The sequence below is a fragment of the Citrobacter sp. C6_1 genome (assembly GCF_014596835.2).
Taxonomy (GTDB): domain Bacteria; phylum Pseudomonadota; class Gammaproteobacteria; order Enterobacterales; family Enterobacteriaceae; genus Citrobacter; species Citrobacter pasteurii.
The window spans coordinates 4,648,908-4,672,930 of sequence record NZ_CP115031.1; the positions used below are offsets into that span (position 1 = coordinate 4,648,908).

General features: G+C 51.2%; 21 protein-coding genes, 1 tRNA gene and 1 rRNA gene. 13 read left to right on the top strand and 10 right to left on the bottom strand.

Annotated elements, in window-relative coordinates; all coding sequences use genetic code 11:
* Positions 1–194 precede the first annotated feature (194 nt).
* A tRNA-Glu gene (locus tag IB196_RS22240) sits at positions 195–270 on the bottom strand.
* An 85-nt stretch (positions 271–355) separates the two neighbouring features.
* Positions 356–1,897: ribosomal RNA gene (locus IB196_RS22245) — 16S ribosomal RNA — on the bottom strand.
* Positions 1,898–2,373: 476 nt separating this feature from the next.
* Between IB196_RS22245 and IB196_RS22250 the strand changes: the two genes are divergently transcribed.
* Both IB196_RS22250 and mdtD read left to right on the top strand, forming a co-directional pair.
* Positions 2,374–3,078, top strand: a complete 705-nt coding sequence (locus IB196_RS22250) for a FadR/GntR family transcriptional regulator (protein ID WP_005120881.1) — start codon at positions 2,374–2,376, stop codon at positions 3,076–3,078.
* A gap of 3 nt (positions 3,079–3,081) precedes the next feature.
* Complete coding sequence (mdtD, locus tag IB196_RS22255; RefSeq protein ID WP_188231932.1) at positions 3,082–4,509, top strand: multidrug transporter subunit MdtD; 1,428 nt, start codon at positions 3,082–3,084, stop codon at positions 4,507–4,509.
* On the opposite strand, the gene rbsR is transcribed toward mdtD, so the two are convergent.
* The 7 genes from rbsR to kup form a co-directional block, all read right to left on the bottom strand.
* Complete coding sequence (rbsR, locus tag IB196_RS22260; protein ID WP_086523518.1) at positions 4,475–5,467, bottom strand: ribose operon transcriptional repressor RbsR; 993 nt, start codon at positions 5,465–5,467, stop codon at positions 4,475–4,477. The genes mdtD and rbsR overlap by 35 nt on opposite strands.
* Positions 5,468–5,470: 3 nt before the next feature.
* Positions 5,471–6,400: a ribokinase gene (rbsK, locus tag IB196_RS22265; RefSeq protein ID WP_005120884.1), complete on the bottom strand. Its 930-nt coding sequence runs from the start codon at positions 6,398–6,400 to the stop codon at positions 5,471–5,473.
* Between the two features lie 141 nt (positions 6,401–6,541).
* Positions 6,542–7,432, bottom strand: a complete 891-nt coding sequence (rbsB, locus tag IB196_RS22270; protein WP_003023760.1) for a ribose ABC transporter substrate-binding protein RbsB — start codon at positions 7,430–7,432, stop codon at positions 6,542–6,544.
* Positions 7,433–7,456: 24 nt separating this feature from the next.
* Positions 7,457–8,422, bottom strand: a complete 966-nt coding sequence (rbsC, locus tag IB196_RS22275) for a ribose ABC transporter permease (RefSeq protein ID WP_003023762.1) — start codon at positions 8,420–8,422, stop codon at positions 7,457–7,459.
* Positions 8,423–8,427: 5 nt separating this feature from the next.
* Positions 8,428–9,933, bottom strand: coding sequence for a ribose ABC transporter ATP-binding protein RbsA (rbsA, locus tag IB196_RS22280; protein WP_003023764.1), 1,506 nt, complete (start codon positions 9,931–9,933; stop codon positions 8,428–8,430).
* 7 nt (positions 9,934–9,940) lie between these two features.
* Positions 9,941–10,360, bottom strand: coding sequence for a D-ribose pyranase (gene rbsD / locus IB196_RS22285; protein ID WP_003023766.1), 420 nt, complete (start codon positions 10,358–10,360; stop codon positions 9,941–9,943).
* Positions 10,361–10,552: 192 nt separating this feature from the next.
* Entirely contained in the window at positions 10,553–12,421 is a 1,869-nt protein-coding gene (gene kup, locus IB196_RS22290; RefSeq protein ID WP_149691908.1) for a low affinity potassium transporter Kup, read from the bottom strand.
* Between the two features lie 330 nt (positions 12,422–12,751).
* Between kup and ravA the strand changes: the two genes are divergently transcribed.
* Complete coding sequence (gene ravA, locus IB196_RS22295; protein WP_005121444.1) at positions 12,752–14,248, top strand: ATPase RavA; 1,497 nt, start codon at positions 12,752–12,754, stop codon at positions 14,246–14,248.
* Positions 14,242–15,693, top strand: coding sequence for an ATPase RavA stimulator ViaA (gene viaA / locus IB196_RS22300; RefSeq protein ID WP_040232300.1), 1,452 nt, complete (start codon positions 14,242–14,244; stop codon positions 15,691–15,693). The genes ravA and viaA overlap by 7 nt, the downstream gene beginning before the upstream one ends.
* A gap of 3 nt (positions 15,694–15,696) precedes the next feature.
* Here the strand turns inward: viaA and asnA are convergent, their stop codons facing one another.
* Positions 15,697–16,689 carry an aspartate--ammonia ligase gene (gene asnA / locus IB196_RS22305; protein WP_005121446.1) on the bottom strand — a complete coding sequence of 331 codons (993 nt, stop codon included), beginning with the start codon at positions 16,687–16,689 and terminating at the stop codon, positions 15,697–15,699.
* A gap of 151 nt (positions 16,690–16,840) precedes the next feature.
* On the opposite strand from asnA, the gene asnC reads away from it, so the two are divergent.
* The 9 genes from asnC to atpH all read left to right on the top strand — a co-directional run bounded on the left by asnC (position 16,841) and on the right by atpH (position 24,014).
* Complete coding sequence (asnC, locus tag IB196_RS22310; protein ID WP_003023780.1) at positions 16,841–17,299, top strand: transcriptional regulator AsnC; 459 nt, start codon at positions 16,841–16,843, stop codon at positions 17,297–17,299.
* Positions 17,300–17,387: 88 nt separating this feature from the next.
* Positions 17,388–17,837, top strand: coding sequence for an FMN-binding protein MioC (mioC, locus tag IB196_RS22315; RefSeq protein ID WP_005121447.1), 450 nt, complete (start codon positions 17,388–17,390; stop codon positions 17,835–17,837).
* Positions 17,838–18,209: 372 nt separating this feature from the next.
* Entirely contained in the window at positions 18,210–20,099 is a 1,890-nt protein-coding gene (gene mnmG / locus IB196_RS22320; protein WP_040232301.1) for a tRNA uridine-5-carboxymethylaminomethyl(34) synthesis enzyme MnmG, read from the top strand.
* Between the two features lie 108 nt (positions 20,100–20,207).
* Positions 20,208–20,831 (top strand): 16S rRNA (guanine(527)-N(7))-methyltransferase RsmG, encoded by a 624-nt coding sequence (gene rsmG, locus IB196_RS22325; RefSeq protein WP_188231933.1) that lies wholly within the window; start codon positions 20,208–20,210, stop codon positions 20,829–20,831.
* A gap of 614 nt (positions 20,832–21,445) precedes the next feature.
* Positions 21,446–21,826 carry a F0F1 ATP synthase subunit I gene (atpI, locus tag IB196_RS22330; RefSeq protein ID WP_040232303.1) on the top strand — a complete coding sequence of 127 codons (381 nt, stop codon included), beginning with the start codon at positions 21,446–21,448 and terminating at the stop codon, positions 21,824–21,826.
* Between the two features lie 8 nt (positions 21,827–21,834).
* On the top strand, positions 21,835–22,650 hold the full coding sequence (gene atpB, locus IB196_RS22335; protein ID WP_005121454.1) for a F0F1 ATP synthase subunit A: 816 nt from the start codon (positions 21,835–21,837) through the stop codon (positions 22,648–22,650).
* A gap of 46 nt (positions 22,651–22,696) precedes the next feature.
* Positions 22,697–22,936: a F0F1 ATP synthase subunit C gene (gene atpE, locus IB196_RS22340; protein WP_000429386.1), complete on the top strand. Its 240-nt coding sequence runs from the start codon at positions 22,697–22,699 to the stop codon at positions 22,934–22,936.
* Between the two features lie 59 nt (positions 22,937–22,995).
* Positions 22,996–23,466, top strand: coding sequence for a F0F1 ATP synthase subunit B (atpF, locus tag IB196_RS22345; protein WP_040232304.1), 471 nt, complete (start codon positions 22,996–22,998; stop codon positions 23,464–23,466).
* Positions 23,467–23,480: 14 nt separating this feature from the next.
* A complete protein-coding gene (gene atpH / locus IB196_RS22350) occupies positions 23,481–24,014 on the top strand; it encodes a F0F1 ATP synthase subunit delta (RefSeq protein ID WP_005121457.1) in 534 nt (177 codons plus the stop codon).
* Positions 24,015–24,023: the final 9 nt, after the last annotated feature.

Below are 24,023 nucleotides of genomic sequence, written 5' to 3' on the forward strand. Positions count from 1 at the left end.
TTCACTTCTGATTGCGAAAATTTGAGAGACTCGAACACACCGCTTTTCATTTCTTATTACGGAGAAATGAAACAGTGTGTCGTTTCAATTTTCAGCTTGATCCAGATTTTTAAAGAGCAAATATCTCAAACGTCACCCGAAGGTAAGTTTTGAGATATTGGGGTCGGCGACTTTCACTCACACATACCAGCAAGTGGCGTCCCCTAGGGGATTCGAACCCCTGTTACCGCCGTGAAAGGGCGGTGTCCTGGGCCTCTAGACGAAGGGGACGTGTCAGTCTCAATCGCAAGACGCCTTGCTATTTACTTTTCATCAGACAATCTGTGTGAGCACTACAAAGAACGCTTCTTTAAGGTAAGGAGGTGATCCAACCGCAGGTTCCCCTACGGTTACCTTGTTACGACTTCACCCCAGTCATGAATCACAAAGTGGTAAGCGCCCTCCCGAAGGTTAAGCTACCTACTTCTTTTGCAACCCACTCCCATGGTGTGACGGGCGGTGTGTACAAGGCCCGGGAACGTATTCACCGTGGCATTCTGATCCACGATTACTAGCGATTCCGACTTCATGGAGTCGAGTTGCAGACTCCAATCCGGACTACGACATACTTTATGAGGTCCGCTTGCTCTCGCGAGGTCGCTTCTCTTTGTATATGCCATTGTAGCACGTGTGTAGCCCTACTCGTAAGGGCCATGATGACTTGACGTCATCCCCACCTTCCTCCAGTTTATCACTGGCAGTCTCCTTTGAGTTCCCGGCCGAACCGCTGGCAACAAAGGATAAGGGTTGCGCTCGTTGCGGGACTTAACCCAACATTTCACAACACGAGCTGACGACAGCCATGCAGCACCTGTCTCACGGTTCCCGAAGGCACTAAAGCATCTCTGCTAAATTCCGTGGATGTCAAGAGTAGGTAAGGTTCTTCGCGTTGCATCGAATTAAACCACATGCTCCACCGCTTGTGCGGGCCCCCGTCAATTCATTTGAGTTTTAACCTTGCGGCCGTACTCCCCAGGCGGTCGACTTAACGCGTTAGCTCCGGAAGCCACGCCTCAAGGGCACAACCTCCAAGTCGACATCGTTTACGGCGTGGACTACCAGGGTATCTAATCCTGTTTGCTCCCCACGCTTTCGCACCTGAGCGTCAGTCTTTGTCCAGGGGGCCGCCTTCGCCACCGGTATTCCTCCAGATCTCTACGCATTTCACCGCTACACCTGGAATTCTACCCCCCTCTACAAGACTCTAGCCTGCCAGTTTCGGATGCAGTTCCCAGGTTGAGCCCGGGGATTTCACATCCGACTTGACAGACCGCCTGCGTGCGCTTTACGCCCAGTAATTCCGATTAACGCTTGCACCCTCCGTATTACCGCGGCTGCTGGCACGGAGTTAGCCGGTGCTTCTTCTGCGAGTAACGTCAATCGTTGCGGTTATTAACCACAACGCCTTCCTCCTCGCTGAAAGTACTTTACAACCCGAAGGCCTTCTTCATACACGCGGCATGGCTGCATCAGGCTTGCGCCCATTGTGCAATATTCCCCACTGCTGCCTCCCGTAGGAGTCTGGACCGTGTCTCAGTTCCAGTGTGGCTGGTCATCCTCTCAGACCAGCTAGGGATCGTCGCCTAGGTGAGCCGTTACCCCACCTACTAGCTAATCCCATCTGGGCACATCCGATGGCAAGAGGCCCGAAGGTCCCCCTCTTTGGTCTTGCGACGTTATGCGGTATTAGCTACCGTTTCCAGTAGTTATCCCCCTCCATCGGGCAGTTTCCCAGACATTACTCACCCGTCCGCCACTCGTCACCCAAGGAGCAAGCTCCTCTGTGCTACCGTTCGACTTGCATGTGTTAGGCCTGCCGCCAGCGTTCAATCTGAGCCATGATCAAACTCTTCAATTTAAGTTTGATGCTCGTGAATTAAACTTCGTAATGAATTACGTGTTCACTCAGAGACTTGGTATTCATTTTTCGTCTTGCGACGTTAAGAATCCGTATCTTCGAGTGCCCACACAGATTGTCTGATAAATTGTTAAAGAGCAGTGCCGCTTCGCTTTTCCTCAGCGGCGCGGGGTGTGGATATTACGCCATCCCGCTACGAAGTCAAGCATTTAATTTCGCTTTCTTCGCCGGAGTTCTCAGTGGAACCCCGCTGACCCGGCGGCTTGCGTGCCGTTGTTCCGTGTCAGTGGAGGCGCATTATAGGGAGTTATTTCAGGCTGACAAGGGGAAATTTAAAATAACTTTCCGAATGCGTATTTTTTCACCAAAACCACCATTAACATGCCATAAAATAAGCAATTTGCCGTTTTTGCAGCCGCAATCACACTCCCTGATGGCATACTAATGAATAAGAAAAAGCGTAAGGAAGAACATTCATGCCTTTAAATGCCCAACAGATAGCTGCCCAAAAGAATCTTTCCTATGTTCTGGCAGAAAAGCTGGCTCAAAGAATATTAAAAGGTGAATACGCACCCGGCGCTATCCTGCCAGGTGAAATTGAGTTGGGCGATCAGTTTGGCGTGAGCCGAACTGCAGTAAGGGAGGCAGTTAAGACATTAACGGCTAAAGGTATGGTATTACCGCGCCCACGTATTGGTACACGCGTTATGCCGCAGGCAAACTGGAACTTCCTCGATCAGGAGCTGCTCACCTGGTGGATGACGGAAGATAATTTCCCACAGGTCATCAAACACTTTCTGGTGATGCGTATTAGCCTGGAACCTCAAGCTTGTTCACTGGCGGCGACGATTGGTACGGCAGAGCAGAAAGCTCATCTCAATACACTAATGGAAGAAATGGTCGAGCTGAAAAGAAACTTCAGACGCGAACGTTGGATTGAAGTTGATATTGCCTGGCATGAGCACATTTATGAAATGAGCGCGAATCCATTCCTGATATCCTTCGCATCATTGTTCCATTCCGTTTATCAGACCTACTTTACGTCGATTACCTATAACGATGTGGTCAAGCTGGATTTGCACCAGTCCATTGTCGATGCAATAGAAGATAGCGATGGCGAACGCGCTTTTGCCGCCTGTCAGGCATTACTGATAGCACCGAACGAGCTCCCGGATAAATAATCTATGTCAGAAAAGAAATCGCGCAGTATGGCTGGGTTGCCATGGATAGCCGCCATGGCCTTTTTTATGCAGGCATTAGATGCCACTATCCTCAACACGGCCTTACCAGCAATAGCACATAGTCTTAACCGCTCCCCGCTTGCCATGCAATCAGCCATTATCAGCTATACCCTGACAGTCGCTATGCTGATCCCGGTGAGTGGATGGTTGGCTGACAGATTCGGGACCCGGCGCGTATTTATGATTGCCGTTAGCCTGTTTACGTTGGGATCGCTGGCTTGTGCACTTTCCAGCTCATTAAGTGAACTGGTGGTTTTCCGTGTGATACAGGGTATCGGTGGAGCAATGATGATGCCTGTTGCCCGTCTGGCATTATTGCGTGCTTACCCGCGCAGCGAACTGCTCCCCGTACTTAATTTCGTGACCATGCCCGGTCTTGTTGGACCGATTTTAGGTCCGGTACTGGGTGGCGTGCTGGTAACGTGGGCCAGTTGGCACTGGATCTTCCTGATTAATATTCCCATCGGCATAGCCGGTATCTTCTATGCCCGCAAATATATGCCGAACTTCACCACCCCACGCCGCGGCTTCGATATGACCGGTTTCTTTCTCTTTGGTCTAAGCCCGGTACTGTTTTCCAGCGGTGTTGAGTTGTTTGGCGAGAAACTTGTTGCCAGTTGGGTCGCACTTGGCATTATTCTCGCCAGCATTGTGCTACTGCTCGCCTACATCCATCATGCGCGTCGCCATCCGACACCGCTGATTGCGCTTCCTATCTTTAAAACGCGAACCTTTTCTGTTGGCATCGCCGGAAACCTTGCTACTCGCCTGGGAACGGGATGCGTACCGTTCTTAATGCCGCTAATGCTGCAGGTAGGCTTTGGATACCCGGCACTCATTGCCGGTTGCATGATGGCTCCAACAGCGCTGGGGTCAATTCTCGCGAAATCAATGGTGACACAGGTATTGCGCCGACTCGGCTACCGGACCACGCTGGTCGGTATTACAGTATTCATCGGCCTGATGATTGCACAGTTCTCTTTGCAGTCTCCAGCCATGCCGGTCTGGATGCTAATTCTGCCACTGTTCATTTTAGGTATGGCGATGTCCACTCAGTTTACCTCAATGAATACCATTACTCTGGCCGATTTGACTGATGAGAACGCCAGCAGCGGCAACAGCGTTTTAGCCGTTACGCAGCAGCTGTCTATTAGTTTAGGGGTTGCCATTAGTGCCGCGGTTCTGCGTATCTACGAAGGTATGGAAGGAACCAATACGGTCGAGCAGTTCCACTATACCTTTATTACAATGGGCGCGATCACCGTCGTATCGGCGCTGATGTTTATGCTGTTAAGGGCCAAAGATGGGCGCAATCTGATCAAAGAGCGGCATAAGCCTAAACCGACCCCCGCTCCATCAGAACAGGAGTAAGCTGCAAGCGCTGCTGCTGCAATGCGGGCTGCGCCATACGGTGGATTAACACATCAATGGCCAGTTCACCCAACTCATCTTTCGGTTGGTGAATAGTTGTCAGCGGCGGCGTCATATAGCGCGCCAGTTCTATGTCATCATAACCGACTACCGCCATATCCTGCGGGATACGCAATCCAGACTGGTACAGAGCCTGATACGCGCCGACCGCCATCGCGTCATTGCCGGTAAAAACAGCCTGTGGGCGGTCTTTATGCGACAACAACGTTTGCATAGCTTCAAACCCACCGCCAAACTCGAAGTCACCGGTGATCTCGTAACCGTCCGGGATAGCCAGCCCTGCACGCTTCATTGCCGCGCGATACCCTTCCAGACGCAGACGCGCCGGTGTTTTATCCAGAGGGCCCGTGATGCAGGCAATACGCGTAAACCCTTTTTCGATCAGATGCTGGGTGGCTAAATCCCCACCTAGCAGGGAGTTATCCTGAATAAGATCGCTTTCACCATCAAAAGGCGACCAGTCCATCATAACGGTGGGTATAGAAGGGTAACGCTGCATGATTTCTCTGGAAGGCTGATGTGTTTCCGTGCAGAGCAGCAGCAAGCCGTCTACACGCTTTTGCATCAACGTTTCCAGATTACGGTTCATACGCTGCTCATCACCTTCAGTGTTGCACAACACCAGGCTGTAACCGCGCTCAAAGCAGCTACGTTCAACACCACGAACCAGCTCAGAGTAAAATGGATTGGTACTGGCTGTGATTAACATGCCAATAGTGCGGGTCTGATTCAGTTTGAGACTACGCGCCAACGCGGAAGGCGCATAGTTAAGCTCTTTGATCGCCGCATCAACTTTGTCAGTGATCGCCTCACTGACAAAGCGATCTTTATTAATGACGTGAGAAACCGTCGACGTGGAAACACCCGCCAGGCGGGCAACGTCCTTCATTGTAGCCAAGCGTTACCTCTGTTGACTTAAAAACGCTTCGATTTCTTCACGCCATGGAACGGAAGGTTGTGCACCTTTACGTGTGACCGCAATTGCCGCGGCAGCATGTGCAAAACGGATGGCTTCCGATAGCGGAGTCTCTTCCAGTAACGCCGTAATTAACGCGCCGTTAAAAGTATCCCCGGCGGCGATGGTATCAACCGCGTCAACTTTAAAACCCGGTACTCGCTGACCTTCACCGTTTACGCTGGCCCACACACCGCGACTCCCTAAGGTAATCAGTACAGTACGAATACCCTTCGCGTGCAACGCCTGCGCCGCTTTAGCCGCATCTTCATCATTTTCTACCCGGATCCCCGTCAGCTTTTCAGCCTCGGTTTCATTCGGGGTAATAATATCCACCAGCGCCAGCAGCTCGTCAGAAAGTTCACGTGCCGGAGCTGGGTTAAGGGCGACCGTGGTCTTATTCTGATGGGCAATTTTTGCCGCAGCCAACACGCTTTCGATAGGTGATTCTAATTGCATCAGTAACGCAGACGCCTGCGCAATACGCTCACGCTGTGCTTCTACCAAAGCCGGAGAAAGAGCAGCATTCGCGCCGGCATGTATACCGATAACGTTCTCACCTTCAGCATTCACAAAAATCAGCGCCACACCGGTCGATTCACCCGAAATAACGCTAATCGGGGCAATATCAATATTATCGCGGGCTAACTGTTTACGAACACTTTCGCCAATATCGTCATCACCCGTACAGGCAATGAACGCGATATTCGCGCCACTACGCCCTGCAGCAACCGCCTGATTCGCGCCTTTACCGCCAAACGCCACCTGATATTGACTACCGGTTACGGTTTCACCCGGTGTCGGGAAAGAGTTAAGGTTGAGGATGTGATCGGCATTAATGCTGCCAAGAACAACGAGGTTGCCTGCGGTTTTCATGTTAGGTATTCCAAGTCAAAGTGCGCCACCGGGTTAGGGTGGCGCGTGCCCTGCTTTTCTTTTTACGCTTTCATCTTCAGAACCAGGTCTAACGATGGCGTATTTATGTCTCCATCAGGCCGCGAGCGGCCTGAATCGGTATTACTGCTTGATGACCAGCTTCAGGTCAACCGGATATTTAGCCTGAACCTTCTCGCCTTTCAGGACTTTATCCGCAGTCTCAACGCCTTTCGCGCCAATCTGATCCGGCAACTGAGCAATGGTCGCAGCCAGTTTGCCATCATTTACTGCTTTTTCGCCATCAGGTGTGCCGTCAAATCCAACCACCATCACATCAGATTTACCCGCGGTTTGCAGTGCGCGCAGCGCACCCAGCGCCATTTCATCGTTCTGAGCAAATACGGCCTGCACGTCAGGATGTGCTGTCAGCAGGTTCTGCATGACGTTCAAACCTTTAGTGCGGTCGAAGTCTGCCGGCTGGCTGGCCAGTACGTTAAATTTGTGTGCCGCAACGGCCTGCTGGAAACCTTCGCCACGCTCACGCGCCGCGGACGTTCCGGCAATCCCCTGCAGTTCGATAACTTTCGCGCCTTCACCTGCTTTCTTCGCGATGTAATCACCGGCAATTTTGCCGCCCAGCACGTTATCAGATGCAATATGGCTTACCACTTCGCCTTTAGACGCTACGCGATCAAGGGTGATAACCGGAATTTTCGCCTGGTTAGCCATCTTCACAGCGTTACCCACGGCATCGGAGTCAGTCGGGTTGATCAGCAGAATTTTGGTCCCGCGAACCGTTAAGTCCTGAACGTTAGCCAGCTCTTTCGCCGGGTTGTTCTGCGAGTCCAGAATCACCAGGTTGTAACCCAGCTTATCCGCCTCTTTTTGCGCCCCATCCTTCAGAGAAACAAAGAACGGGTTATTGAGGGTGGAGACCACCAGCGCAATGGTATCTTTCGCCATCGCATTCGCGCTCACGGTGGCGCTCAGCGCAACAGCAGAAACCAGGGTAGCCAGTTTTTTCATGTTCATATTTAAGATGTCCTGTAATCGTTGTTACTGCTTTTTGTTGTCTACCAGTACCGCCAGCAAAATAACCACCGCTTTGACGATCATCTGGTAATAGGAGGATACACCTAACAAATTCAACCCATTATTGAGGAAACCAAGAATCAATGCGCCGATCAGCGTCCCAACAATTCTCCCTTTACCACCCGCCAGGCTGGTACCGCCTAATACCACCGCGGCGATAGCATCCAGCTCATAGCCGGTACCTGCCGTCGGTTGCGCAGAGGAGAGGCGCGCGACTTCAATGATGCCCGCCAGCGATGCCAACAGACCGCACAGTGAGTAAACGATAATTTTGATTTTACTGACGCTGATACCGGACAGACGCGTTGCCGCTTCGTTACCGCCCAGCGCATAGATATAACGCCCCAAACGCGTGTGGTGCAGCATGTACCACGCCGCGAGGAAGACAATCCCCATGATCCACACCGGCGTCGGGACGCCTAACGGACGACCAATCCCGAACCAGCCAAACAGATCGGCATTATCAGTAAACCCGGTGTTTACCGGACTACCGTTGGTGTAAACCATGGTCACACCGCGCAGCAGCAGCATCATCACCAGCGTCGCGATAAATGCCTGCACGCGACCTTTCGCGACAATCACCCCGGTTACCGCGCCAATGGCAGCGCCGAGCGCCAGAGCCGCAGCAACAGCCACCAGCGCATTGACTTCAATCCCGACAATCGAAGCCGCAACCGCGCCGGTCAGCGCCAGTAAGGAACCGACGGACAGGTCGATACCCGACGTCAGGATGACCAGCGTCATGCCGACCGCCATGATGGCGTTCACCGACGTTTGCTGGAGAATGTTGAACAGGTTATTAACGGTAAAAAAGTTGGGGCTCATGGTGGAAACAATCGCGATCAGCACTAACAGAGCGATGAGCGACTTTTGCTCCAGAAGCCATGCTTTAGTGAAATAACGGCGACCAGAAACAGCCTGGGTAGTCATCTTTTTTACTCCTGATTCACGCGATTGAGCTTGCCCACAGCGGCAGCCATTAATACTTCCTGAGTGGCCTGCTCGCGAGTGAATTCACCGCCGAGATGCCCTTCATGCATAACGATAATTCGATCGCTCATGCCCAATACTTCTGGCATCTCAGAAGAGACCAGAATGATACTCAGCCCATCAGCCTTAAACTGGTTGATAAGCTGATAGATTTCTTTTTTCGCCCCAACATCGACGCCGCGCGTCGGCTCATCGAGGATCAGCACTTTTGGCCGGGTCATCAGACCGCGCGCAATCGCTACTTTCTGCTGGTTACCACCGGAAAGAAGGCCGATAGCCTGTTCCATCGATGGCGTTTTAACATTGAACAGGCGAATAAAATCACCCACCGCCTGCTGCTCATCTTTATGTTTAAGGCTTCCGCCTGCACGGCTGAAATAGCGCAGAGCGGTCAGTGACATGTTCTCTTTCACCGACATGCCGAGCACTAAACCATCGCGTTTACGGTCTTCAGAAATATAGACGATGCCATTAGCCAGTCCATCCTGCGGCGAACGGGTGACAACTTCATGGCCATCAAGCGTGACGTAACCGCTGGTGCGCGGCAATGCGCCGTACAACACTTTCATCAGCTCGGTACGTCCGGCACCCATCAGCCCCGATACGCCAAGGATCTCGCCTTTACGCAGCGTGAATGACACATCGTTTACGCCAGGGCCGCACAGATTATCGACCTTCAGGCGAATATCACCCGGCGCTTTTTCCAGACGCGGGTACTGATCTTCCAGCTTACGTCCCACCATCATTTCAATCAGCGAGTCTTCGGTAAGCGATGCGACTTCACGCTCGGCAATAAACTGCCCGTCGCGAAAGACGGTTACGTCATCGCAAATCTCGAAGATCTCTTTCATGCGGTGAGAAATATAGACAATGCCGCGACCCTGGGATTTCAGTTCGCGGATGACGCGGAACAGGGATTCGGTTTCGGTGTCGGTGAGGGCATCCGTCGGTTCATCCATAATGATGACCTTCGATTCAAAGCTCAGCACTTTGGCAATTTCGACCATCTGCTGATCGCCAATCGACAGCTCACCGACCAGCCTGTCGCTTTTAAAGCGCAGATTGAGTTTAGCGAGCAGCAGATCGGCTTCGGCGTACATCTTTTTCCAGTCAATTTTGCCAAAGCGATTCACAAACTCGCGACCGAGAAAAATGTTCTCGGCAATAGTGAGTTGCGGGATCAGGTTCAGCTCCTGGTGGATGATACCGATTCCGGCTTCCTGGGAGGATTTCGGGCCGTTAAAGGTGGTCTCTTTACCCAGCCACAATAAGGAACCGGCATCACGGGTGTAGATTCCGGTCAGCACCTTCATCATGGTGGATTTGCCCGCGCCGTTTTCGCCCACCAGCGCCATTACGCGGCCTGGGTAAACATTCAGCGCGGCGCCGGATAGCGCTTTTACGCCCGGGAACGCTTTATCGATCCCTTTGAGTTGCAGTAATGCGTTCATGATGGCCTCAGAACGTGACGCCAGCACAGAGAATGATATTCGCATACGGAGAACATTCTCCGCTGCGAATTACCGCCTGACTGTCTGCGGTTTGTTTTTTGAATTGTTCATGCGTGGTGTAACGAATTTCTATGGTGTTTCCCTGGTGTTGTTGCAGTTGCTCAATGTGACTGAGCAACGTTTCGTGGAGTTGCGGATTATGTTGTTTAATTTCCGACGCGAGAATGGCCGCCTCGACCTGCATTTCACGTGTAACCACATCCAATACCTGCATAAAAGAAGGTACGCCCTGGGTTAATGCCATATCGATACGCGTTGTGCTGTTCGGGATGGGTAAACCTGCATCACACACCACCAGCGTATCGGTATGCCCCAGACGGGAGATCACCGATGAAATTTCAGAGTTGAGTACCGTGCCTTTCTTCATTTTCTTTCCCCACTAGCGAAACGTTTCGCTGAAGATAAGTGTAGTTCGAAGAGTGGACAGAAAACCACCGCGACGTTACGAAAATGTGATCACCATCGAAACGTTTCGCAAGGATTATCATGAGATGAAAAGAAAACTGAGAGGGGTCAAACAAAACGCCCCCTTTCACGATGAAAGAGGGCGTTAACAACATTAAATCTCGACCTGCGTACCGAGTTCAATAACCCGGTTCGGTGGGATTTCAAACTGGTCCGGCGCGCGCAGCGCATTGCGCTGTAGCAGCAGATACAACTTACCGCGCAGGCGCAGATACCATGGCCGCTTGCCGACAATCAACGACTCGTGCGACATAAAGAAGGAGGTTTCCATCATCCGACAGCTTAAGCCTTCCAGACCGCAGCGGTGGAATACTTCTTCAACGTTTGGCGTTTCACGCCAACCGTAGCTGGCCACCACGCGCCAGAAGGTAGGCGACAATTGCTCAATCTGCACTCTACGTACATTGTGTACATAGGGCGCATCTTCCGTACGCAGCGTCAGTAGAATAACGCGTTCATGCAACACTTTGTTGTGTTTGAGATTATGCAGCAGCGCAAACGGGATAACGTTCAACGCACGAGACATATACACCGCCGTTCCCGGCACGCGTACCGGAGGGGATTTCTCCAGAGAGGCAATCATCGCCTCCAGAGAGTTGCCATGCTCATGCATGCGACGCAGCAGACGGAAACGCTCGCTTTTCCAGGTGGTCATGATGGTGAACATCACCAGACCCAGCGTCAGAGGCAGCCAACCACCGGAAATCAGTTTATCGAGGTTCGCGGAGAACAACGGAATATCGACACACAAGAACGCCACCAGAATCAGGAAGACGAAGTATTTATTCCAGTGCCAGTTTTTACGTGCCACGGTGGTCGACAAAATTGAGGTCAGCACCATCGTTCCCGTCACCGCAATCCCGTACGCCGCGGCCAGATTACTGGAGTGTTCAAAGCTCACAATCACGATAACCACCGCAAAATAGAGCATCCAGTTAACGAAAGGAATGTAGATCTGGCCCGACTCCATTTCCGAAGTATGGATAATGCGCATTGGCGATAAATATCCCAAACGCACGGCCTGACGCGTCAGCGAGAAGACGCCGGAGATAACCGCCTGCGAAGCGATTACCGTCGCCAGAGCGGCGAGGATCAGCAGCGGGATCAACGCCCAATCAGGCGCCAACAGGAAGAACGGGTTTTTGATCGCTTCAGGATGCTTTAACAGTAGCGCCCCCTGACCAAAATAGTTCAGTACCAGTGAAGGCAATACCACAGAGAACCATGCCAGGCGAATGGGCAACTTACCAAAGTGGCCCATATCCGCATACAGCGCTTCAACACCGGTAATCGACAGCACCACCGCACCCAGCGCAATAAAGGACAACGTTTTGAATTCGAGGAAGAAATGTACCGCCCAATACGGATTTAGCGCCTGCAGTACTTCCGGATTGCCGATTATGCTACGCACGCCTAACACCGCCAGCGTCAGGAACCACAGCAGCATAATCGGCGCAAACAGCTTACCGACCATGCCGGTACCGTGTTTTTGAATCAAAAACAGCAGGGTCAGTACGATTATCGAGAGCGGAACAATCCAGGTATCCAGTTGCGGGGCAATAATCTCCAAACCTTCAATCGCCGACATCACCGAAATGGCAGGCGTTATCACCACTTCTCCATAGAAGAAGCTGCCGCCAATCAACCCCATAATCACCAGCATGGAGGTCGTTCGCGCCGAGGTATTGCGCCCGGCCAATGACATCAGCGTCAGGATCCCACCTTCTCCGGCGTTATCCGCGCGCATGACAAACGTCAGGTATTTAATGGAGACAACAAAGATCAGCAGCCAGAAAATCAGCGAGAGAAAGCCAAATACGGCATCACGTTCAACGCCAAAACCAAACTGGCCGGACAAACATTCACGAAGCGTATAAAGTGGGCTGGTACCAATATCACCGTAGACAACCCCAATGGCCGCAAGGGTAATCGCAGACAATGATTGTTTATTATCAGTGCTCATAGACTCGTCTTTCGTTTATACACATCATCTTTCACGCCACTCCGTCTGGGCTGCATTCGTTATTCCCCCCATCCCAGGAGAAAACTCCATTGCCACCTTGGTGCAGCTTGATTGATATGGTGTATATATAAGAAATGTGTGCGTCGTCCCTTGGCCCACAAAAAGGCGCACAGTATGCACGATTAATCGCAAAATCGTACCCCTAAATGAGACCAGATTAATCTGGCTCAAAGAAAAATAAACGCGCCTTCAGTCTATTACAGCCCAGGGGCTAAACATCTATACTCGCTGTTTAACGCGGTACATTTGGCGAAAGGACGCCACTTCATTATGGCTCACCCACATTTATTAGCGGAAAGAATTTCCCGTCTGAGCAATGCGCTGGAAAAGGGACTTTATGAACGTAGTCACGCCATTCGCCTTTGTCTGCTGGCTGCGCTCAGCGGCGAGAGCGTCTTCTTATTAGGCCCTCCAGGGATCGCGAAAAGCTTAATCGCTCGCCGACTGAAGTTTGCCTTTAAAAATGCCCGTGCTTTCGAATATCTGATGACGCGCTTCTCGACACCTGAAGAGGTCTTTGGCCCACTATCCATTCAGGCGCTTAAAGACGAAGGTCGCTATGAGCGCTTAACAGCAGGCTATCTCCCTGAAGCCGAAATTGTTTTTCTCGATGAAATCTGGAAAGCAGGCCCGGCGATTCTTAACACCCTGCTGACCGCCATCAACGAACGCCACTTCCGCAACGGCGCACACGAGGAGAAAATCCCGATGCGTCTGCTGGTCGCGGCCTCCAACGAACTACCTGAAGCGGACAGCAGCCTGGAAGCATTATACGACCGTATGCTGATTCGCCTGTGGCTGGATAAAGTACAGGACAAGGCCAACTTCCGGTCCATGCTGTTAAGCCAACAGGATGAAAGTGACAACCCCGTTCCAACAACGCTACAAGTGACGGATGAAGAGTACTACCAGTGGCAAAAAGACATTGGCAAAATCACGCTTCCCGATCGTGTATTTGAATTGATTTTCACTCTGCGCCAGCAACTGGATGCGCTGCCGAACGCCCCCTACGTATCTGACCGTCGTTGGAAAAAAGCCATTCGCTTACTCCAGGCCAGCGCCTTCTTTAGCGGGCGCGATGCCGTTGCGCCTATCGACCTTATTCTGCTGAAAGATTGCTTGTGGTATGACGCACAAAGCCTGAATCTGATGCAGCAACAAATCGAAATATTGATGACCGGGCACGCCTGGCAGCAGCAGACAATGTTGACTCGCCTTGGGGCCATAATGCAGCGCCGCATCCAGCTCCAGCAGCAGCAAAGTGATAAAACGGCCTTCACGGTAATTCGTCAGGGTGGAATGTTCAGCCGCCGTCCTCACTATGATTTACCGCCGGAAACCAACACTTCCGTACTGACGCTGTTACTGCAAAAACCCCTAAAACTGCACGATATGGAGGTTATCCATATTGCCTTTGAACGCGGCGCTCTGGAGCAGTGGCTGACTAAAGGCGGTGAGATCCGCGGAAAATTAAACGGTATCGGATTTGCCCAGACGCTGAATATGGAAGTCGACAGCGCTCAGCACCTGGTCGTACGCGACGTCAGTTTGCAAGGTTCCCGACTGGCACTACCCGGTGCATCAGAAGAAAGCATGCCCAATGAGATAAAGCAGCAGCTTGAAGCGCTCGACAACGAATGGCACCAGCAGCACAGCGAATTTAGTGAACAGCAAAAATGTCTGTTTATTCATAGTGACTGGTTAGGCCGCATTGAAGCCAGCCTTCAGGACGTCGGAACACAGATCCGACAGGCACAACAATGCTGACCCTTGATACGCTAAATATCATGCTGGCGGTCGGCGAAGAGGGGATGATTGAAGAGATGATCATCGCACTGCTGGCTTCCCCGCAGATGGCGGTCTTTTTCAAAAAATTTCCCCGGCTAAAAAAAGCGATTACTGACGATGTCCCCCGCTGGCGTGAAGCGTTACGTAACCGCCTCAAAGATACCCACGTACCGCCGGAGCTCACAGAAGAGGTCATGTGCTATCAGCAAAGTCAGCTCCTCTCCACTCCGCAGTTTACCGTCCAGCTACCGCAAATCTTAGCGCTCCTGCACCGACTCCACTCACCATGGGCTGGACAAGCGCAGCAACTGGTCGATGACAACAACACGTTTACGCCCGCCCTGCATACGCTTTTTCTTCAGCGCTGGCGCCTGAGCCTGGTGGTTCAAACCACCACGCTTAATCAGCAGCTACTGGAAGAAGAACGCGAACAGTTGCTCAGTGAAGTGCAGGAACGGATGACGCTCAGTGGCCAACTGGAACCTGTGCTGGCGGAAAATGACAACGCAGCGGGTCGGTTGTGGGATATGAGCGCGGGTCAAATCAAGCGCGGTGATTATCAACTGATGGTGAAATACGGCGAATTCCTGACGCAACAACCTGAACTCCAGCGTCTGGCTGAGCAATTAGGTCGTTCCAGAGAGGCGAAATCCGTGCCGCGTAAAGATGCGCCAATGGAAACCTTCCGTACCCTGGTGCGCGAGCCGGCCACCGTCCCGGAGCAGGTGGATGGCATCCAGCAAAGCGACGATATCCTGCGCCTGCTACCGCCGGAGCTGGCGACGCTGGGCATTACCGAACTGGAATACGAGTTCTACCGTCGGCTGGTGGAAAAACAACTGCTGACTTACCGCCTGCACGGCGAAGCGTGGCGTGAGAAAGTCACGGAACGACCGGTGGTGCATCAGGATTTTGACGAGCAGCCGCGCGGACCCTTTATTGTCTGCGTCGATACGTCGGGATCGATGGGCGGATTTAATGAGCAGTGTGCGAAAGCCTTTTGCCTCGCACTGATGCGCGTGGCTCTCGCCGATAACCGTCGCTGTTTCATCATGTTATTTTCGACAGAAGTTGTGCGCTATGAGCTATCCGGTCCGGAAGGCATTGAGCAGGCAATCCGTTTTTTAAGCCAGCGTTTTCGCGGTGGTACAGACATTGCCAGCTGTTTTCGCGCCATTATTGAACGTATGCAAGGTCGGGAATGGTTTGATGCCGATGCGGTGGTGATTTCGGATTTTATCGCCCAGCGATTACCTGATGAAGTTGTCAACAAAGTGGGGGAATTGCAACGAGTGCACCAGCATCGTTTCCATGCGGTGGCGATGTCCGCACATGGCAAACCCGGCATCATGCGCATTTTCGATCATATCTGGCGCTTTGATACCGGGATGCGAAGCCGCCTGCTCAGACGCTGGCGGCGTTAATTTTTACAGCAGAGATGCGACGCTTTCACGTACCTGAGCCGGCCACACACCGCACTGAACCTGGCCAATGTGCGGCAACTGCAGCAGCAGCATCGTCAGGCGTGACTGTCCAATCCCTCCACCAATCGTCTGCGGCATTTCACCGCGCAGCAGCGCCTGGTGCCATTCCAGACTCAGGCGATCTTCATCGCCGGTCAGAGCAAGCTGGTGTTTCAGCGCATCGGCATCCACGCGGATCCCCATAGAAGACAGTTCAAACGCATCTTCCAGTACCGGGTTCCAGACCAGAATATCACCGTTCAAACCGGCATGACCCAGCTCGGAGGCTGAACTCCAGTCATCATAATCTGGCGCACGAACATCGTGGCGGTGACCGTCACTGAGTTTACCGCCGATCCCGACCAGGAACACCGCGCCCAGCTCTTTAGCGATTGCACGTTCACGACCTTTTGCATCAAGATCAGGGTAGCGAGATAACAGCTCCTGGCTATGCACAAAGTGGATCTGCTCCGGCAGGAACGGTGCCAGACCAAATTCTTTGCTTACCGCAGCTTCGGTGGCCTTAATTCCCGCCCAGATAGCCTCTACTGTGCTTTTCAGAGTGGAAAATTGACGCTCGCCGTCGCCCATCACGCGCTCCCAGTCCCACTGGTCAACATATACTGAGTGCAGCGGGGAGAGGCGATCTTCATCGGGACGCAGGGCCTTCATATGCGTGTATAGCCCTTCGCCTGCGCTAAAGTCGTGTTGTCCTAACGTTTGACGCTTCCACTTCGCCAGGGAATGAACCACTTCGAACTGAGCGTCTGGCAATGCTTTAACCTTCACCTGCACCGCTTTTTCACAGCCCGACAAGTTATCCTGCGTGCCATCTCCTACGCGGCTGAGGATCGGAGCCTGAACTTCGATCAGACCTAAACGCTCTTCCAGCTGACGAGAAAAATGAGATTTTACGAAGCTAATTTGACGTTGTTTGGCAATGTAAGCGGTTTTCATTATGTGTACTCCTGTGTCCTGTTGCCTATGATTAAGCAACAGAATGAGGGTAATATTCAATAATCAACAAACAAAAAGCCAACTTCGATTTTGATTCGTTAAAATTAACGTCTAAAATAGAGTGAATCATCAATCTACATAAGAAAAACCTATGGAAAATTATCAGATCGACAATCTGGACCGCGGCATTCTTGACGCCCTGATGGAAAATGCCCGTACCGCCTACGCAGAATTAGCCAAACAGTTCGGCGTCAGTCCAGGGACAATTCACGTTCGTGTAGAAAAGATGAAGCAGGCAGGGATTATTACTGGCGCACGTATTGATGTCAGTCCAAAACAACTGGGTTATGACGTCGGCTGCTTTATCGGCATTATCCTGAAAAGTGCGAAAGACTATCCGTCAGCGCTGGCCAGACTGGAAAGTCTCGATGAAGTGACCGAGGCGTATTACACCACCGGGCACTACAGCATCTTTATTAAGGTGATGTGTAAATCTATCGATGCCCTGCAACAGGTACTTATCAACAAGATCCAAACAATTGATGAAATTCAGTCCACTGAAACTTTGATCGTGTTGCAGAACCCGATCATGCGTACCATCAAGCCCTGATCGCTTTTTTTAATCCCCTGGTTTTCCACAGGTAGATCCCAACTCGCTCACAGCGTACAATGCTGCCTCTTCATCGAGGTAGCGATCAATGGCAGATATCACTCTTATCAGCGGTAGCACGCTTGGCAGTGCGGAATATGTAGCAGAACATCTGGCAGAAAAGCTGGATGACGCCGGTTTTTCCAGCGAAATACTGCATGGACCGATGCTCGACGAGGTTCCAACTCACGGGGTTTGGCTGGTAATCAGCTCAACGCACGGTGCGGGAGACATTCCTGATAACCTGCAACCTTTATATGACGCATTGCGCGAGCAGAAACCGGATCTTTCGCAGGTACGCTTTGGTGCCATCGGCATTGGAAGCCGCGAATATGACACGTTCTGCGGTGCGATTGACAAGCTGGAAGCTGAACTGAAGGCCTGCGGGGCGAAACAGATCGGTGAAACGCTCAGGATCAACGTACTGGAACATGAAATTCCGGAAGATCCGGCTGAAATTTGGTTGGGATCCTGGCATCCATTGCTCAGAGATTTGTAAAGATCGTACTTTTTTATGTGGATAACTCTGGTTAAAAGCTTGGATCAACCGGTAGTTATCCAAAGAATAACTGTTGTTCAGTTTTTGAGTTGTGTATAACCCTTCATTCTGATCCCAGCTTATACGGACCAGGATCACCGATCATTCACAGCTAATGATCCTCAACAACCTGTTGATCTTATTCAAAGGATCGCCCTTATCCACAGATAGTTGCGATCCTAATAAGAGATCACAATAAAACAGATCTCTAAATAAAAAGATCTTCTTTTTAATACCCAGGATCCGAAGTCTTTCTCCATCGACTAAAGTTGAGTAGAATCCACGGCCCGGGCTTCAATCCATTTTCACACCGCGTTATGCGAGGCAATTACCATGTTTTATCAGGATCCTTTTGACGTCATCATCATTGGCGGGGGTCATGCAGGCACCGAGGCCGCAATGGCTGCGGCGCGAATGGGTCAACAGACCCTGCTGTTGACACACAATATCGACACTCTGGGACAGATGAGCTGCAACCCGGCGATTGGCGGCATTGGGAAGGGACACCTGGTAAAAGAAGTGGATGCGCTTGGCGGCCTGATGGCAACTGCAATTGACCATGCCGGTATCCAGTTTAGAATACTAAACGCCAGCAAAGGCCCGGCAGTTCGCGCCACCCGTGCTCAGGCGGATCGCGTGCTCTATCGTCAGGCTGTACGTACTGCGTTGGAGAACCAGCCGAATCTGATGATCTTCCAGCAAGCGGTTGAAGATCTGATTGTTGAAAACGATCGTGTTGTCGGTGCAGTGACTCAGATGGGTCTGAAGTTCCGTGCCAAAGCGGTTGTATTAACCGTAGGAACCTTCCTCGATGGGAAAATTCACATTGGTCTGGACAACTACAGTGGTGGCCGTGCTGGCGATCCGCCGTCTATCCCACTGTCACGCCGTTTGCGTGAACTGCCGCTGCGCGTTAGCCGTCTGAAAACCGGCACACCGCCGCGTATTGATGCGCGTACCATCGATTTCAGCGTACTTGGTCAGCAAAACAGCGATAACCCAATGCCGGTCTTTTCGTTCCTTGGCGATGTTTCTCAACATCCACGCCAGATGCCGTGCTACATCACGCATACTAACGAGAAAACCCATGACGTGATCCGTAATAACCTCGATCGTAGCCCGATGTACGCTGGCGTGATCGAAGGTATCGGCCCACGTTACTGCCCGTCGATCGAAGACAAAGTGATGCGCTTTGCCGATCGTAACCAGCATCAGATCTTCCTGGAGCCAGAAGGACTGACGTCTAACGAAATTTACCCGAACGGTATTTCCACCAGCCTGCCGTTTGACGTGCAGATGCAAATTGTCCGCTCCATGCAGGGGATGGAAAACGCCAAAATTGTCCGCCCTGGCTATGCGATTGAGTATGATTTCTTCGATCCGCGCGACCTGAAACCTACTCTGGAAAGCAAGTTCATTCAGGGTCTGTTCTTTGCTGGTCAGATTAACGGTACAACCGGTTACGAAGAAGCCGCTGCGCAAGGTTTGCTGGCGGGTCTGAACGCCGCACGCTTGTCCGCTGACAAAGAGGGGTGGGCACCTGCGCGTTCTCAGGCCTATCTTGGTGTGCTGGTGGATGACCTGTGTACGCTGGGCACCAAAGAACCGTACCGCATGTTTACTTCGCGCGCAGAATACCGTTTGATGCTGCGCGAGGATAACGCCGATCTCCGTCTGACCGAGATTGGTCGTGAACTGGGTCTGGTGGGGGATGAACGCTGGGCGCGCTTCAATGAAAAACTGGAACGCATCGAACAAGAACGCCAGCGTCTGAAATCAACCTGGGTAAACCCGTTAGCGGAGTCTGCAGCAGAAGTGAATGCTCACCTGGCTACGCCTTTATCACGTGAAGCCAGCGGTGAAGATTTGCTGCGTCGCCCGGATATGACCTATGCCCAGTTGACCTCTTTATCTGCGTTCGCACCTGCGCTTGATGATGCTCAGGCCGCGGAACAGGTTGAAATTCAGGTGAAATACGAAGGATATATCGCCCGTCAGCAGGATGAAATCGAAAGACAACAGCGTAACGAGAATACGTTGCTGCCTGCGACTCTGGATTATCGTCAGGTTTCCGGTTTGTCGAATGAAGTTATTGCCAAGCTGAACGATCACAAACCGGTATCAATTGGCCAGGCATCGCGCATTTCTGGTGTCACGCCAGCCGCCATCTCCATTCTGCTGGTTTGGTTGAAAAAACAAGGTATGCTGCGCCGTAGCGCTTAATGTGTTGGAAATTGCCCGGTGGCGCTACGCTTACCGGGCCTACAAATATCTTCTGTAGGCCGGATCGGGCGAAACCGTCATCCGGCAGAATTAAAACAGGTAACGACCGTGCTCAACAAACTCTCTCGTCTGCTGGCTGATGCCGGTATTTCTCTTACCGATCACCAGAAAAATCAGCTGATTGCGTATGTCGATATGCTGCATAAATGGAACAAAGCGTACAACCTGACGTCGGTGCGGGATCCCAACGAAATGCTGGTGCGCCATATTCTGGATAGCATTGTCGTCGCGCCGTACCTGAAGGGCGAGCGTTTTATCGATGTCGGTACTGGACCGGGCTTACCAGGAATTCCTCTTTCTATCGTGCGTCCTGCGGCGCATTTCACACTGCTGGATAGCCTGGGAAAACGCGTACGTTTTCTGCGTCAGGTACAACATGAACTTAAACTGGATAACATCACTCCAGTGCAAAGCAGGGTAGAAGAATTCCCTTCCGAGCCACCTTTTGATGGCGTGATAAGTCGTGCTTTCGCGTCTCTTAACGACATGCTGAGCTGGTGCCACCATTTACCTGGTCAAAACGGGCGTTTTTATGCTTTAAAAGGGCAATTACCGGAAGATGAGATCGCCACATTGCCTGCGACGTTCAGCGTAGAATCAGTTGTAAAATTACGGGTTCCACAACTGGATGGTGAGCGTCATTTGGTGGTTATTAAGCCAAACAAAATTTAATTTTTATCAAAAAAAATAGAAAAAAAACGGCTCTTCAGGTGTTAAAAGTCATAGGGAATAGTGTGGTTAAATGTCGTTACATTTCACTAATGTCTTACGGTTTTGCATCATAACTATAACGTACCGTTTTTTGTTAAAAGTGAAACAAGTCAACTGTGAAAATATCAGCCTGCTAAAAATAGAATCAAAGAATCACCGCTTGTGTTAATTTTTTATTATAAATGTCAATGGGTGGTTTTTTTGTTGTTATTCGCTATTTTTAAAACAGTAACGAATTTTAGGCTTAAATATCAAAAAGTTGAAATGGCATCATTTGCCAAGTAAATAAATAGTGCCGGGGCGAATATGCTTAATATGTGATCTGGTGCACGCTTTGCAGCCAGTGTTTACGCGGCTTTTGCAGTTTTGCATGATCGTTCACAGTTTGCCGAAAAGTAATAAATGTGGCCTGGAGAAAAATATTTAAACATTTATTCACTTTTTAGCTACTTATTGTTTGAAATCACGAAGCCGCACCGTATAATTTGACCGCTTTTTGATGCTTGACTCTAAGCCATAAAGAACGTTTTATACGACACGCGGCATACCTCGAAGGGAGCAGGAGTAAAAACGTGATGTCTATGTCGCTCTTGAGTCGAAACGTTGCTCGTAAGCTTTTGCTCACACAGCTTCTGGCGATAATAGCAAGTGGATTGCTGTTTAGCCTCAAAGACCCTTTCTGGGGCATCTCCGCATTGTGCGGGGGATTGGCAGTGTTACTGCCTAATATGTTTTTTATGATATTTGCCTGGCGTCACCAGGCACATACACCAGCAAAGGGTCGAGTGGCCTGGTCGTTCGCTTTCGGCGAAGCCTTCAAGGTGTTAGCGATGCTGGTTTTGCTTGTGGTGGCGTTGGCGGTTTTGAAGGCGGTGTTCTTACCGCTGATCGTTACGTGGGTTTTGGTGCTGGTGGTTCAGATACTGGCACCGGCTGTAATTAACAACAAAGGGTAAAAGGCATCATGGCTTCTGAAAATATGACGCCGCAGGAATACATAGGGCACCATCTGAATAACCTTCAGTTGGACCTGCGTACTTTCTCGCTGGTAGATCCGCATAACCCCCCAGCCACCTTCTGGACGCTCAATATTGACTCCATGTTCTTCTCGGTGGTGCTGGGTCTGTTGTTCCTGCTTATGTTCCGTAGCGTTGCTAAAAAGGCAACCAGCGGCGTACCAGGGAAATTTCAGACCGCGATTGAGCTGGTAATCGGCTTTGTTCATGGCAGTGTCAAAGACATGTACCATGGCAAAAGCAAGGTTATCGCACCGCTTGCCCTGACGATCTTCGTTTGGGTCTTCCTGATGAACCTGATGGATTTACTGCCAATCGACCTGCTGCCGTATATTGCTGAGCATATACTGGGTCTGCCGGCGCTGCGCGTGGTTCCGTCTGCGGACGTAAACATCACCCTGTCGATGGCGCTGGGCGTGTTTATCCTGATTCTGTTCTACAGCATCAAAATGAAAGGCATCGGCGGCTTCGCGAAAGAGTTGACGCTGCAGCCGTTCAATCACTGGGCGTTCATTCCTGTCAACTTAATCCTTGAAGGGGTAAGCCTGCTGTCCAAACCAGTTTCTCTTGGTCTGCGACTGTTCGGCAACATGTACGCTGGTGAGCTGATTTTCATTCTGATTGCTGGCCTGTTGCCGTGGTGGTCACAGTGGATTCTGAATGTGCCGTGGGCCATTTTCCACATACTGATTATCACGCTGCAAGCCTTCATCTTCATGGTTCTGACGATTGTCTATCTGTCGATGGCGTCTGAAGAGCATTAATTTACCAACACTACTACGTTTTAACTGAAACAAACTGGAGACTGTCATGGAAAACCTGAATATGGATCTGCTGTACATGGCTGCCGCTGTGATGATGGGTCTGGCGGCAATCGGTGCTGCGATCGGTATCGGCATCCTCGGGGGTAAATTCCTGGAAGGCGCAGCGCGTCAACCTGATCTGATTCCTCTGCTGCGTACTCAGTTCTTTATCGTTATGGGTCTGGTGGATGCTATCCCGATGATCGCTGTAGGTCTGGGTCTGTACGTGATGTTCGCTGTCGCGTAGTAAGCGTTGCTTGAATTAAGAGCAATATCAGAACGTTAACTAGATAGAGGCATTGTGCTGTGAATCTTAACGCAACAATCCTCGGCCAGGCCATCGCGTTTGTCCTGTTCGTTCTGTTCTGCATGAAGTACGTATGGCCGCCATTAATGGCAGCCATCGAAAAACGTCAAAAAGAAATTGCTGACGGTCTTGCTTCTGCTGAACGAGCACATAAGGATCTTGACCTTGCAAAGGCCAGCGCGACTGACCAGCTGAAAAAAGCGAAGGCGGAAGCTCAGGTAATTATCGAGCAGGCAAACAAACGCCGCGCTCAGATCCTGGACGAAGCTAAAACTGAAGCAGAGCAGGAACGTACTAAAATCGTGGCACAAGCGCAGGCGGAAATTGACGCCGAGCGTAAACGTGCTCGCGAAGAGCTGCGTAAGCAAGTTGCTGTCCTGGCTGTTGCTGGCGCCGAGAAGATCATCGAACGTTCCGTGGATGAAGCTGCTAACAGCGACATCGTGGACAAACTTGTCGCTGAACTGTAAGGAGGGAGGGGCTGATGTCTGAATTTATTACGGTAGCTCGCCCCTACGCCAAAGCAGCTTTTGACTTTGCCGTTGAGCACCAAAGCGTTGACCGTTGGCAGGATATGCTGACGTTTGCCGCTGAGGTGACGAAGAACGAACAAATGGCAGAGCTTCTCTCTGGCGCGCTGGCGCCGGAAACGCTCGCTGAGTCGTTTATCGCAATCTGCGGTGAGCAGTTGGACGAAAGCGGTCAAAACCTGATTAAGGTAATGGCTGAAAATAACCGTCTTAATGCGCTCCCGGATGTTCTTGAGCAGTTTATTCACCTGCGTGCAGCCAGTGAGGCTATCTCTGAGGTAGAAGTCACTTCTGCCAATGCACTGAGTGATGAACAGCTTACGAAGATTAGTGCAGCGATGGAAAAACGTCTGTCACGCAAAGTTAAGCTGAATTGCAAAATCGATAAGTCTGTAATGGCAGGCGTAATCATCCGTGCGGGTGATATGGTCATTGATGGCAGCGTACGCGGCCGTCTTGAGCGCCTTGCAGACGTCTTGCAGTCTTAAGGGGACTGG